Source organism: Extensimonas soli (genome assembly GCF_029211265.1).
In the GTDB taxonomy this organism is placed as follows: domain Bacteria; phylum Pseudomonadota; class Gammaproteobacteria; order Burkholderiales; family Burkholderiaceae_C; genus Extensimonas; species Extensimonas soli.
This window is the reverse complement of sequence record NZ_JARGEL010000028.1, coordinates 58,110-70,511: the sequence shown is the minus strand read 5'-3', so window position 1 is coordinate 70,511 and position 12,402 is coordinate 58,110. Positions and strand designations below refer to the sequence as shown.

The 12,402-nt window shown below is 67.1% G+C and carries 11 protein-coding genes and 1 pseudogene; 4 read left to right on the top strand and 8 right to left on the bottom strand.

Annotated elements, in window-relative coordinates; translation table 11 throughout:
- Window positions 1–294: 294 nt before the first annotated feature.
- The 5 genes and pseudogenes from PYV55_RS16365 to PYV55_RS13135 all read right to left on the bottom strand — a co-directional run.
- A pseudogene (locus tag PYV55_RS16365) lies at window positions 295–509 on the bottom strand (transposase); the annotation flags it as partial.
- 104 nt (window positions 510–613) lie between these two features.
- Window positions 614–2,350: a diguanylate cyclase gene (locus tag PYV55_RS13150; protein WP_275851985.1), complete on the bottom strand. Its 1,737-nt coding sequence runs from the start codon at window positions 2,348–2,350 to the stop codon at window positions 614–616.
- Window positions 2,347–3,426: an ABC transporter substrate-binding protein gene (locus tag PYV55_RS13145; protein ID WP_275851982.1), complete on the bottom strand. Its 1,080-nt coding sequence runs from the start codon at window positions 3,424–3,426 to the stop codon at window positions 2,347–2,349. The genes PYV55_RS13150 and PYV55_RS13145 overlap by 4 nt, the downstream gene beginning before the upstream one ends.
- 123 nt (window positions 3,427–3,549) lie before the next feature.
- Window positions 3,550–4,011, bottom strand: a complete 462-nt coding sequence (gene ybeY, locus PYV55_RS13140; protein WP_407066808.1) for an rRNA maturation RNase YbeY — start codon at window positions 4,009–4,011, stop codon at window positions 3,550–3,552.
- 85 nt (window positions 4,012–4,096) lie between these two features.
- Window positions 4,097–5,044 (bottom strand): PhoH family protein, encoded by a 948-nt coding sequence (locus PYV55_RS13135; protein WP_275851977.1) that lies wholly within the window; start codon window positions 5,042–5,044, stop codon window positions 4,097–4,099.
- 119 nt (window positions 5,045–5,163) lie between these two features.
- On the opposite strand from PYV55_RS13135, the gene ruvA reads away from it, so the two are divergent.
- The 4 genes from ruvA to PYV55_RS13115 all read left to right on the top strand — a co-directional run bounded on the left by ruvA (window position 5,164) and on the right by PYV55_RS13115 (window position 9,942).
- The gene (gene ruvA, locus PYV55_RS13130; RefSeq protein ID WP_275851974.1) at window positions 5,164–5,736 is read left to right on the top strand and encodes a Holliday junction branch migration protein RuvA; all 573 of its coding nucleotides are present in this window, start codon (window positions 5,164–5,166) and stop codon (window positions 5,734–5,736) included.
- Between the two features lie 217 nt (window positions 5,737–5,953).
- Window positions 5,954–7,555, top strand: coding sequence for a trypsin-like serine peptidase (locus tag PYV55_RS13125; RefSeq protein ID WP_275851971.1), 1,602 nt, complete (start codon window positions 5,954–5,956; stop codon window positions 7,553–7,555).
- A gap of 79 nt (window positions 7,556–7,634) precedes the next feature.
- Window positions 7,635–8,711, top strand: a complete 1,077-nt coding sequence (ruvB, locus tag PYV55_RS13120; RefSeq protein WP_275851968.1) for a Holliday junction branch migration DNA helicase RuvB — start codon at window positions 7,635–7,637, stop codon at window positions 8,709–8,711.
- A 133-nt stretch (window positions 8,712–8,844) separates the two neighbouring features.
- The gene (locus PYV55_RS13115; RefSeq protein WP_407066807.1) at window positions 8,845–9,942 is read left to right on the top strand and encodes a sensor domain-containing diguanylate cyclase; all 1,098 of its coding nucleotides are present in this window, start codon (window positions 8,845–8,847) and stop codon (window positions 9,940–9,942) included.
- Between the two features lie 70 nt (window positions 9,943–10,012).
- On the opposite strand, the gene PYV55_RS13110 is transcribed toward PYV55_RS13115, so the two are convergent.
- The 3 genes from PYV55_RS13110 to ttcA form a co-directional block, all read right to left on the bottom strand.
- Complete coding sequence (locus PYV55_RS13110) at window positions 10,013–10,651, bottom strand: histidine phosphatase family protein (protein WP_275851966.1); 639 nt, start codon at window positions 10,649–10,651, stop codon at window positions 10,013–10,015.
- Window positions 10,652–10,688: 37 nt separating this feature from the next.
- Window positions 10,689–11,297 carry a DUF4136 domain-containing protein gene (locus PYV55_RS13105; protein WP_275851964.1) on the bottom strand — a complete coding sequence of 203 codons (609 nt, stop codon included), beginning with the start codon at window positions 11,295–11,297 and terminating at the stop codon, window positions 10,689–10,691.
- Between the two features lie 66 nt (window positions 11,298–11,363).
- Window positions 11,364–12,398 carry a tRNA 2-thiocytidine(32) synthetase TtcA gene (ttcA, locus tag PYV55_RS13100; RefSeq protein WP_275851962.1) on the bottom strand — a complete coding sequence of 345 codons (1,035 nt, stop codon included), beginning with the start codon at window positions 12,396–12,398 and terminating at the stop codon, window positions 11,364–11,366.
- Between the last annotated feature and the right edge of the window lie 4 nt (window positions 12,399–12,402).

Genomic DNA, 12,402 nt, shown 5'->3' with positions numbered 1-12,402 from the left:
ATCCGCTTTTTTATAAGAGTTGAAGAAATCGGTCGATGCCACAGGCCAATCGTTGCCGCGGCATCGGAAGCCAACGCGCGAACCCCGTAAGGAAGAGGCTCCGTAGAAGGAGGCGCAATGGTAGTGTTGAACGATCGTTAGTTTGCTCGGGGTTTGCCCTAGTTTTACTGTGTCGCAACCTCACCTTGCATTGACGTGCAGGCAGCACGGGCACTGCACTAGCGTTTGCATCAAGGCTGCGGCGATACGCAGCCGCAAACTGGTGGTCGACGATGAGGGCACGTGGCGTTCGTGCGACCACGGCGAGTCGGCCACGAAGTGGTGCAGCGATTGGTGGCGCGAGCGTGTGGCTTGTGGGGCCAGATGCGCTGCCATCGGCGCTACGCTCTTGCGCGCCAGCGGTCCATCAGCCCTGTGCAGTACCCGCGCAGCCCGGCTTACCGATGCGCGTGTCCGAGGCCGGCTCCAAGATGCTTGAGGTAGCGATCGAATGCCTGCAACTCGTCCATCAAGACTCTCTTCCTGCGCGAAGATTATTGCGTAATGTCTTGATTTATAAAGCAATAAGACGGATGAGCAGTCTGGGTTGAAGTGGGCAGTTGCAGTCGAGGTTTCAGGATGCGCTCTGGCCGCCCGAGGTGGCAAAGCGCCAGCACCCCTTGCCGGCCTCCTTGGCGGCGTACATGGCGCGGTCTGCGCTTCGAAGCAGTTCGTAGGCGGTGCGGCCATCCTGCGGGTAGCGCGCCAGGCCAATGCTCGCGCCTACCCGCACCGTGGTGTGCCCCTGCCAGATCGCAATCGGGGCACTGATCAGTTCGATGACCTTGGCGGCCAGGGTCGCGCAAGTGTCCTGCTCCAGCGCGCCGTCGAGCAGCACGACGAATTCGTCGCCGCCCAGGCGCGCCAGGATGTCGGCCTCGCGCAGGCCGGCGCGCAATTGCCGGACCACGGTCTGCAAAACCTGGTCGCCGCATTCGTGGCCAAACTGGTCGTTGACGGGCTTGAAGCCGTCGAGGTCGATGAACATCAGGTCCACCGTCTGCCCGTGGCGCTGTGCACGCACCAGAGCCTGCTCGAGCAGTTGCATGAAAAAGCGCCGGTTGGGCAGCCCGGTGAGGCTGTCATGCTGCGACAGGCGCTCCAGGGTTTGCTGGTTTTCGCGCAGAGTCTGCAGCTGATTGCCCACGCAGTGCTGCATATGGACGAAGCTGCGTGCGAGCGTGCCGATTTCGTCGTGGCGATCGATGGGCAGATCGGTGGCCACGTCTCCCTGGCCGAAGCCGTGCGCTGCGCGCTCGAGTTGCGCAAGCGGCCGGGTAAAGGTGCGCGCCAGCACGAACGCGAGCACCAGGCCACCCAAGGCTACCGGCACGGCCAGGCCCAGCAAGGTGCGGCGCAACTGTTCGGCGCGGGCCAGGATCTCGCGCGCAGGCTGGGCCAGACCGAGGATCAGCGTGCGTGGTGGCGCTGTGTGGGGCGCACCATCCATGCGCGTGAATGCGGCCACCATGGGGTGGCTGGTATCCATGTTGAAGTCGAGCACTGCATGGTCGGTGGAGCCATCCACCACGGCTGCGAGGGCCGGCATGCTGCTTTGGATAAGGTGGCGTTCGCCACGGTCGAAGCCGAAGGTGAGCGCTGCGTCGGGATGCAGCAGGATGTCCCCTTCTCCATTCGCTAAAAACAGCTGGTACGGCTTGGGCAGGTCCTGCGCCAGCAGGGCGAAGGTATTGCGCAAGTCCACATTGATCACCACTACGCCCAGGGCTTTGCCATTTGGTGCGTTCGGTGCGTACACGGGCATGGAGAAGATCGCGGTGGGCTGCTCCAGGCCATCGTGTGCGCCGTCTTCGTGGTTGATGGCGATCTCGGAGCTGAACAGCTCCTGCGCGGGCAGCGCGAGCGCCTCGGACACGTAGGGAAAGTGGGCCTTTTCCTGCAAGGCATCATCTTCGATGCGTAGCAGCTGGCCTTGGTGGCGGTCTATGCGCACGCGCTCCAGGCCGTAGTCGGCGGCGCTGATGAGCCGCATCTGAAAGTACGCCGGCTGGCTGTGCATGCTGACCTCGAACCATCGTGCGAGCCTGTCGGCAGCATCGGCCTCGTTGTCTTTGAGGACTCGCAGTGTCAGCGGGTGCTCGGCCACAATGCGCAGATCGCGCGCCACATTGGCCTGCATGACCTCCACACGCCGCGCCAACACCTGCGTGGAGGTGAGCAGCGCTTCCTGGGCTCCTTCGACCAGCAATGTGCGGCCTACGCGCTCGGCCAGCACGGCCATCAGCAAAGCCGCCGCCAGTCCGATGCCCGCCAGCAGCAGGGCGAGCTTGTGGGCCATGCGCAGCTTCATGGCAGCAAGACCCGGGAAACGCGGTCACCGGCCAGGATGCGGCGCCAGAGCCGGTTGCGCCGCGCGGTGTCCTCGGGGGGCTCCAGCCACCACAAGCCTTGCGCGCCGTCTGGCGCAGCCTTGGTGCGCACGTGCGACAAGCCATGGCGTTGCTCCATCGCCGCGGCGGAAGCGGTGCCCAGCATGTGGTCTATCCAGGCGGCAGCGAGCTGCGTGTCGCGCGCCTGGCGGCTGATGGCCCAGCAGTCCAGCCAGGCCAGCGCGCCTTCGCGCGGCAGGGCGTACCCCACCTCTGCGCCCGCCGCACGCAGCAATTGCAACTGCTGGGTGCCGTAATTGGCAAACATCAGCGCCGCTTTCCGGCGCATGAACCAATCGACCGACTCCTCGGGCTGGGCATAAAAACCCATGGCATTGCGACGCAAGGCCACGAGCTGCTCCACGGCGGGCACCCAATCGGTTGCGCGCAGCCGAAACGGCGAAGGCGCGCCGAGCACCTGCGCCGTGAGCGAGAAATTGTGCGTGCCGCTGTCGTAGGCCAGCACGCGCCCGCGCCAGCGCGGATCCCATAGCGCCCGGATGCTTTGGGGCGGCTGCGGCATCTGGCGCAGGTCGTGGATCAGGCCCATGTCGGCAAACACGTAGGGCACGCCAAACACCTGCACGCCCCGCACCAGCCCGCCAATGGCCGAAAGATCGCGCAGGCGCGGTTGCCATTCGGGCTGCGAGCGCAGCGCCGCGCGCGGCACGGCCTGCACCAGGTCTGCCTGGATATAGCGCTGCAGCTCGGCCGTGTTGAGCGCCAGCACATCGAAGTCTCCGCCCTGCCGCGCCTGCATGCGCTGCCACAGAACTTCGTCGGACGCCACGATGCTCACCGCCACGCGGCAGCCATGGCGCCGTTCGAAGTCCTGCACCAGGCCGCTGTCGGTGTAACCGGGCCAGGCCAGAATGCGCAGGTCTGCCACGCGTCCCAGCGCGGCCGCGGCGCGGTCGGGCCAAGAGGTGCCCAGCACGGCAGCCGCCGCGCTACTCAGCATGCAGCGGCGCGTGGGCCCGGGCGCGAAGGAGGACATGGCAAAAGTGGGGAGAGCGGTTGCGCGATGATAACGGTAACATTTTGCAGGCCCGCAGGCCTGCTCACACGCCTTCGCCCAGCGGCGCTGCCTTGTCCGACGCGCCTTACGGCGCCGTGGCGCTTACCGATCGCTGCGCTGGTAAGGATCGGCCAAACCCAGGCTGCGCAGGATGTCGGACTCGCGCGCTTCCATGGCCTGCGCATCGGCCTCGCTGGTTTCGTGATCCCAGCCCTGCGCGTGCAGCGTACCGTGCACGATCAGGTGCGCGTAGTGTTCGGCGAGCGGCTTACCCAGCGCGCGCGCCTCGCTCTCGACCACCGGCGCGCACAGCACCAGGTCGGCCAGCACCACGGGCTCCTGCGCGTAGTCGAAGGTGAGCACGTTGGTCGCGTAGTCCTTGTGGCGGTAGTCGCGGTTCAGCGCGCGCCCTTCATCGCTGCCGACGATGCGCACGGTGATCTCGGCGTCGCGCGCGAGCGCGTGGCGGATCCAGCGCTGCACGCGGTGGCGCGCCAGCGCGGCGCGGTGCGCGGCCACGTCGGGAAAGCGCGCGAACTGCAGGGACAGGGTCAGATTTTTCATGGTCAAAATGGCCTCTAGCGCAGGTAGGACGTGCGCAAGCAGCTATCGAAAAGAGAGTTTCATGGAGCGTGCGCAACGGCCCCGCTCATGCCGGCGCGCCTCGGCTGCGTGGGGCGTTGTAGGCATCGACGATGCGCGCGACCAGCGGGTGGCGCACCACGTCGGCGCTCGTGAAGTGCGTGAACGCGATGCCCTGCACGCGCTTGAGCACGTGTTCGGCGTCGATCAGGCCGCTGGGCGCGCCCTTGGGCAGGTCGATCTGGCTCACGTCGCCGGTCACCACGGCCTTGGCGCCAAAGCCCAGGCGCGTGAGGAACATCTTCATCTGCTCGGGCGTGGTGTTTTGCGCCTCGTCGAGGATCACGAAGGCGTTGTTCAGCGTGCGCCCGCGCATGAAGGCAAGCGGCGCGATCTCGAGCGCGTTGCGCTCGAAGGCCTTTTGCACCTTGTCGAAGCCCATGAGCTCGTAGAGCGCGTCGTACAGCGGGCGCAGGTAGGGGTCGACCTTTTGCGTGAGGTCGCCGGGCAGAAAGCCCAGGCGCTCGCCCGCTTCCACGGCTGGGCGCGTGAGCACGATGCGCTGCACCGCGCTGCGCTCGAGCGCATCGACCGCGCAGGCCACGGCCAGGTAGGTCTTGCCCGTGCCGGCCGGGCCTATGCCGAAGGTGATGTCGTGCTGCGCGATGTTGTCGAGGTACAGGCCCTGGCGCGGCGTGCGCGCGCGCAGGTCGGCGCGGCGCGTGTTGAGCACGATGGCGTCCTGCGGCGGCTCGATCGGGCGGCTGTCCCCCGCGAGCATGAGCTGCAGCAGGTCTTCGCCCAGCGGGTGCTCGGCCTGCTCGTACAGCGCCTGCAAAAGCTCCATCGCCTGCGTGGCCTGGGCCTTGGGGCCATCGACCTTGAATTGCTCGTGGCGGTGCGCTATGCGCACCTGCAGCGCCGCTTCTATGGTGCGCAGGTGCGCGTCGGCCGGCCCGCACAGGTGCGTGAGCCGGGTGTTGTTGTGGGGGGTGAAGGTATGGCGCAGGATCACGCGGATAATTTGGGACGCATTCCCGGCCATTGCAAGGCTTGTTCGCAGCCTTTCGGACGCCAGGATCAGAACAAAAATGGTGGCAGCACGCCGTGTGCCGCCACCGGCAAAGGATCGCAATGATAGGCAAATTGACCGGCACCCTGCTCGAAAAGAACCCGCCCGAGGTGCTGCTGGACTGCCAGGGCGTGGGCTACGAGGTGCTCGTGCCCATGAGCACCTTCTACCACCTGCCCGGCGTGGGGGAGCGTGTGAGCCTGCTCACGCAGTTCATCGTGCGCGAGGACGCGCAGCTGCTCTACGGCTTTGCCACGGCGACCGAGCGCGCGGCCTTTCGCGAGCTCGTCAAGGTCGCGGGCGTGGGCCCGCGCACGGCGCTTTCGGTGCTCAGCGGCCTGAGCGTGGCCGAGCTCGCGCAGGCGATCGCGCAGCAGGAGCCGGGCCGGCTCGTCAAGGTGCCCGGCATCGGCAAGAAAACGGCCGAGCGCCTGCTGCTCGAGCTCAAAGGCAAGCTCGCGCCCGATCTGGGCCTGGCGCCCGCGCAGGCGCGCAGCGACGCGCACACTGACATCCTGCAGGCGCTGCTCGCGCTCGGCTACAACGAAAGGGAAGCGAACGCCGCGCTCAAGGCCCTGCCGCCCGACGTGGGCGTGAGCGAGGGCATCAAGCTCGCGCTCAAGACGCTGGCGTGAGGGCCTTGCAGCCTAAGCCGATCTGCAACCCGCTCCCGTACCTGGCCGCAGTGCACGGTAGGTGCGCTGTCGCAAGCCCTGTCGCAACGGGCTCCGGCGCGGCATGCGTTACATCCTTACGCCTTGCGTCACCGCCCCGCAGTACGATTGCCTGCCCCTTGCATCCCCTCTTCGTCGGAGGCCCCCTATGTCCAGCCGCGCCGTTTTGCTTCGCACGATGAAACTCGCCACTTCCAGCTCCACCCGTGGCGCTGCGCAGGTGTGTGGGCGGCGGTGGAGGGCCGTGGGCAGCATCGCGCTCGCAGCGCTGGTTGCGGCTTGCGGGGGCGGTGGGGGCTCGGATGTGGCCTCTGGCACGGATGCCGCCTGCAAGGCCGCGACAGTGGCGCCGCTGCGTGTGGACGCGTATCGCCCCAGCATCGTCCAGACCAAGGCGGCCAGCGCCGCCGCCCGCCCGCGCATGCCCGCCGGTGCGGCGCTGCGCACGGTGCAGCTGGAGGCGCTGGGCGCCGAAGAAGGCGGCGTCGCCGACCTGCCCGGCGTGCAGACCATAGGCCCGGCGCGCAGCCTGCCGCAAAGCGCGAGCGCGCAGGCGATGGCGGCGCTGCTCACTTGGCAGACGCTCGCTGACGGCAGCCAAGTCGCGGCGCTGCGCTTTCAGTCGGCAGGCGCGCAGGGCATGCGTCTGGGTATCGTGGTGGAGCAGTTGCCCGCCGCGGCCCAGCTGCGTTTTTACCCGCCCGATGGGGCTGTATTGCACAGCGTAACGGGCGGCGAAATCCTTGCCGCCATCGCGCGCAACCAGCAGGCGGGCGACGCCAGCACCGCCGCGCGCACCTACTGGAGCCCCGACGTCGGCGGCGACACGGTGGTGCTCGAAATCGAGCTGCCCGCGGGCACAGACCCCGCCGCGCTGCGCATCGCGGTGCCGCAGCTGTCGCACTTTCGCGTCGCGCCGCAAGCGCTGGCGGGCGCTGCTGCGGGCGCGGCATCTTCCACGGCCGGATCGAGCGGCGCTGCACCGCTCGTGCCCAAGGCCGGCACAGCCGACTTCTGTGAAGTCGATACCGCCTGCAACGCCGACTATGCCAATGAGAGCAACGCCGTCGCGCGCATGCTGTTCGTCGATCAAGGCACGAGCTATCTGTGCACGGGCACGCTGCTCAACGACACGGCTTCGAGCGGCACGCCGTATTTTCTCAGCGCGCAGCACTGCATTGCGTCGCAGACCGTGGCTTCGACGCTCACCACGTATTGGTTCTACCGCGCGGCGGCCTGCAACGGCGCCAGCCTGGACGCACGCGCGAGCAGCCTCAAAGGCGGGGCCACGCTGCTCGCCACCGACGGTGCGACCGACACGGCCCTGATGCGCCTGAACGATGCCCCGCCGAGCGGCACCGTCTTTGCGGGCTGGGACGCGCACACGCCCGTGCTTGGCCAGGCAGCGGCGCTGCTGCACCACCCGAACGGCGACTGGCAAAAGCTCAGCCTGGGCAGCCTGCGCCAGTTCAGCAGCTGCACGCTCTCGGCCGATGGCAGCAGCTTCAGCTGCAGTGGCGCGGCGTCGGTCAGCGACAACTACCTCGGCGTGCAGTGGAGCAGCGGCGCCACGGCGCCGGGCAGCAGCGGCGGCGCATTGTTCACGAGCCAAAACGGCGCGCGCTATCTGGTCGCGCACCTCACGGCGGGCAGCGCGAGCTGCTCGGTCAGCGGCGGCACGGACTTTTTCGGGCGCTTCGATCTGGCTTTTGCGGCAGGGCTCAAGCAGTGGCTCGCGCCCGCGAGCAGCGCCTGCGTGAGCGGCGCGAAGGCGCCCTGATCGCCCTGATCACCTTGACTCGCCGCATGCGCGGCAAAATCCCACGGCGGTACCCACGTCCCGTGGCATGCTTGCGCCCATGAGCATTCACACCGACGATTTCAGTTCCGCACCATCCCCTTCTGCCGCGCGGCGCGTGGTTTCGGCGGCGCCGGCCTCGCCGCAGGAAGAGGCGCTCGAGCGTGCGCTGCGGCCCAAGCTGCTGCAGGAATACGTGGGCCAGGCCAAGGCGCGCGAGCAGCTCGAGATTTTCATCGGCGCGGCGCGCCAGCGCGGCGAGGCGCTGGACCACGTGCTGCTGTTCGGCCCGCCGGGCTTGGGCAAGACCACGCTCTCGCACATCATCGCGTCCGAGCTCGGCGTTCAGCTGCGCCAGACCAGCGGCCCCGTGCTCGAAAAGCCCAAGGATCTCGCGGCGCTGCTCACCAACCTTGAAAAGAACGACGTGCTCTTCATCGACGAGATCCACCGCCTCTCGCCCGTGGTCGAAGAAATCCTCTACCCCGCGCTCGAGGACTACCAGATCGACATCATGATCGGCGAAGGCCCCGCGGCGCGCTCGATCAAGCTCGACCTGCAGCCCTTCACGCTGGTGGGCGCGACCACGCGCGCGGGCATGCTCACGAACCCGCTGCGCGACCGCTTCGGCATCGTTGCGCGGCTCGAGTTTTATACGCCCGAGGAGCTTGCGCTGATCGTGCAGCGCAGCGCGGGCCTGCTGCGCGTGCCCATGGACGCGGCCGGCGGCATGGAGATCGCGCGGCGCTCGCGCGGCACGCCGCGCATCGCCAACCGCCTGCTGCGCCGGGTGCGCGACTACGCCGAGGTCAAGGGCGACGGCCGCATCAGCGCCGAGATCGCAAACCGCGCGCTGGCCCTGCTCGACGTCGATCCGCTGGGCTTCGACGTGATGGACCGCAAGCTGCTCGAGGCCGTGATCCACCGCTTTGACGGCGGCCCCGTGGGCTTGGACAACATCGCCGCGAGCATAGGCGAGGAGTCCGGCACGATCGAGGACGTGATCGAGCCCTACCTGATCCAGCAAGGCTACCTGCAGCGCACGCCGCGCGGGCGCACCGCCACGCTTGCGGCGTACCGGCACCTGGGCGTGGCGCCGCCGCAGGCGGCGGGTGGCTTGTTTTCGGGGCCGGTATGACGGCTTGCTGAGTGCCGTTTCCTGCAGGTGCAGGGCAGGGAGGATACAAAATAGAAAAATAGAGCGAAAATAGAGCGCATCGTAACCATTTGTTGCGTTACGATGAGGCCGTCGCTCCACTCATGCCTTGCTCATGCAGCAAACGAATACTACGCAACCGTCCGAAAACCACCCTTCATACGGGCGGCATTTTTACCGGACAGCCTACAGGGTGCGCGTGCTCGGCATGGGCTTGGGCGGCTTGGCGGTCGGTGCCGTTTTATGGGAAGTCCGGGCGCCGCCCATAGATTGGATCTTGCTGGTTTTTGTCTGCTACCTCTGGCCGCACTTGGCCTGCCTGCTGAGCAAGTTCAGCAGCAATCGCCACCGCACCGAGCTTTTCAGCATGGTGCTCGACACCGTTTTCATCGGCCTTGGGCTGCCGCTGATGCGTTTCAACCTGCTGCCCAGCGCGCTCATCGTCACCCTGCACCTGATGGATCGCATTGCTTCGGGTGCCCGTGGTCTGCGGCTGGCTACATTGCTGGCCTTGTGTGCGGGAATCCTGGGCGGCGGCTGGTTGGGTGGCTACCACTGGGCGCCCGAGAGTTCGATGCGCGTGATTCTGGCGTGCCTGCCTCTGCTGATCGTGCACACCCTCGTGCTCAGCCTGACGAGCCGAGGGTTGATTGAAAAAACTGCGCGGCAGAATGAAAAACTCCATGCCATGCTGCGCGTCGATGCACTCACCGGGCTGTATTGCCGTCCCTTTTGGCAGGAGCAGGCCGCAGTCTCGCTGCGCAAATTTTTCCAAAGTGGCACGCCCTCCTGCATGCTGATGCTGGACATAGACCATTTCAAGCAGATCAACGACACCTACGGTCATGACGTAGGCGACACGGTGTTGCGCGGGCTGGCCCATGTGATCCGCGGCAGCATACGCGCCACGGACTGCGCGGGGCGCTTTGGTGGCGATGAGTTCATCATCCTCTTGCCCGATACATGCCTGGAAGATGCTCTGGTCATGGCAGAGCGGATACGCAAACGCGTTGCGACGCTGCGCCTGCGCAAGCTGCCTGATTTGCAGATCACCTGTAGCGTAGGGGTGGCCTGCATCGAAAAGCACCACGACGACCTGGGCGAATGGATGAAAGAAGCCGATACGGCGCTGTACCAGGTCAAAAAAGCCGGCCGCGATGGTGTGGCAAGCGCGCATGTGCCGTTGGCGACGACAGACGCAGCCGAGTCATAGAAAACTTCCGCTTGCGTGCGGCATGTATGCCGAAGCGCATCCGTAGCACTGCGCAGTGCAGGTCAAGGCTTCAGCCCGCGTTCTCGTCGCGTGCTGCACCTTCGAGGTGCTGCGTGTCGGCCCAGCCCACGAGCGTAAGGCCTTGCGGCGTCCAGAGCAGGCGGTTGATCGCGGCGTTGGCGAGTTGCCAGGTGCGCGGGGCCTGCAAGTCCTGCCCCGTGGCGGCACGGTAGAGCACGTCGAGTGTGCCGCCGTGCGCGACCAGCACGATCAGTTCGCCGGGGTGGCGCGCGGCCAGGCGCTGCACGGTTTCGGTCACGCGCAGGCGCAGCGTGTGCAGCGACTCGCCGCCCGCGGGCGCGTAGTGCGGGTCGCGTTCGCGCCAGCGGCGCGCCTGTTCGGGCCAGGCAGCCTCGACTTCGGCAAAGGTGCGGCCTTCGAAGGCGCCAAAACCGCGTTCGCGCAGGCTGGGCTCGGGCACGAGCGGCGCGCCCGTCGCATCGGCCACGGCCTGCGCGGTGCGGTAGGCGCGTTGCAGGTCGCTTGCGTAGATGGCGCGCACGGGTTCGGCGGCCAGAGCCTGCGCGAGCCGCTGCGCCTGCCGTAGGCCGGTGGCATTGAGCGCGATGTCCTGGTGGCCTTGGATGCGCGCCTGGGCGTTCCAGGCGGTTTCGCCGTGGCGGATGGCGAGGATGCGGGTGGCTTGCATGGGAATGGCGATGATCTTTGGGGCGATCTTCGCGTGGTCAGCGCGGAATCTCGACGTTGATGCGGCGCGGGCCTGCGGGCGGCATGGGAAAGTCCTGCAGCGCAGCGTCGAACATCGCGGCAAAGACGGGCAGGTCGTCGCTCCACACGCCGTCGTGCTGGGCGTGGGTTTCATAGACCACGCGGCCGCTCGCGATGTCGCGCAGGATCAGGCCGACCTCGCGCCGGTATTCGGTCGGCGGCGGAAAGCGCATCGAAATGCCGCCGTAAAAACCGCTGCCCCAACCACCCCAGCCGCCCCACCCACCCCACCCACCCCAGAACGGGTCATACCAGTAGTCGGGCGAGAGCAGGCGGTCGGTGCGCGCATAGACCTGCGCGCTGAAGTTCGGTGCGCGCGGGTTTTCGACCAGCCCCACTTTGGCCAGTGCCTCGCGTGCGAGCGCTTCCACCTTGTCCTGCTGCGCGCTGTAAGCCTGCTGCGAGGGCAGGCGCTCGAAGCGGTAGGTGGCGGGCACGGGCAGCGCCTGCAGCTGCGAGAAGGCTTGTACGTCCGAATCGACGAGGCGCGTGCTCGCGCAGCCACCCAGCAGCAAGCCGAAGATGCCAAGGCACAGCAGCATGAAGAAAGAGCGTAGCGGGCGCATGGGAACTCCTCGTGGCGGCATGGGGATTGCAGGGTAGGCGCCGATGCCGAAGAGGTCAAGCCGCGGTCAACCGAGTTGCACCACCTGCACGCCGGGCAGCCCTGAAGGGCCGGGCATGGCGGGCAGTTCTTCGGCGTCGAAGGCCTTGTCGCCCTCGGCATCGGCCACGCCGGTGGCGCGTACGTTCTGAAAGTCGAACAGCGCGCCGTCGAGCAGGTGCGAGGGCACGACCTGCTGCAGCGAGCGGAACATGCTCTCGAGCCGGCCGGGGAATTTTTTGTCCCACTCGCGCAGCATGTCGCCGATCTGCTTGCGCTGCAGGTTCTCCTGGCTGCCGCAGAGGTTGCACGGGATGATGGGGAATGCGCGGTACGCGGCCCAGCGCGCCGTGTCTTTTTCGGGCACGTAGGCAAGCGGGCGGATGACCACGTGCTCGCCGTCGTCGCTCGCGAGCTTCGGGGGCATGGCCTTCATGCGGCCGCCGAAGAACATGTTCAGCAGCAGCGTCTGCAGGATGTCGTCGCGGTGGTGGCCGAGTGCGATCTTGGTTGCGCCCAGCTCGTTCGCGACGCGGTACAGGATGCCGCGGCGCAGCCGGCTGCACAGGCTGCAGGTGGTCTTGCCCGGCGGCACGAGCTTTTGCACGATGCTGTAGGTGTCTTCGGTTTCGATGTGAAAGGGCACGCCGGTGCTGCGCAGGTATTCGGGCAGCACGTGCGCAGGAAAGCCCGGCTGCTTCTGGTCGAGGTTGACCGCGACGAGCTCGAAGCGCACGGGCGCGCGCGCCTGCAGCTTGCGCAGAATGTCGAGCAGCGTGTAGCTGTCCTTGCCGCCCGAAAGGCAGACCATGACCTTGTCGCCTTCTTCGATCATGCGAAAGTCGCTGATCGCGCGGCCGACCTCGCGGCACAGGCGCTTTTCGAGCTTGCGCGCCTCGCGCTCGATCTTCAGGCGCGGCGCGGTGTGCGCGGCGCCGCCCGCAGCGTCTTGGGCCGCGGCGTCGGCGCTGGCGGTGACGGTGTCGTTGGAAATGTCGTTGGGGGCGTCGGCGAGGATGTCGTCCGCGATCTCGCCCCAGGTGGAGGTGTGTGCTGTGTGCATGGGT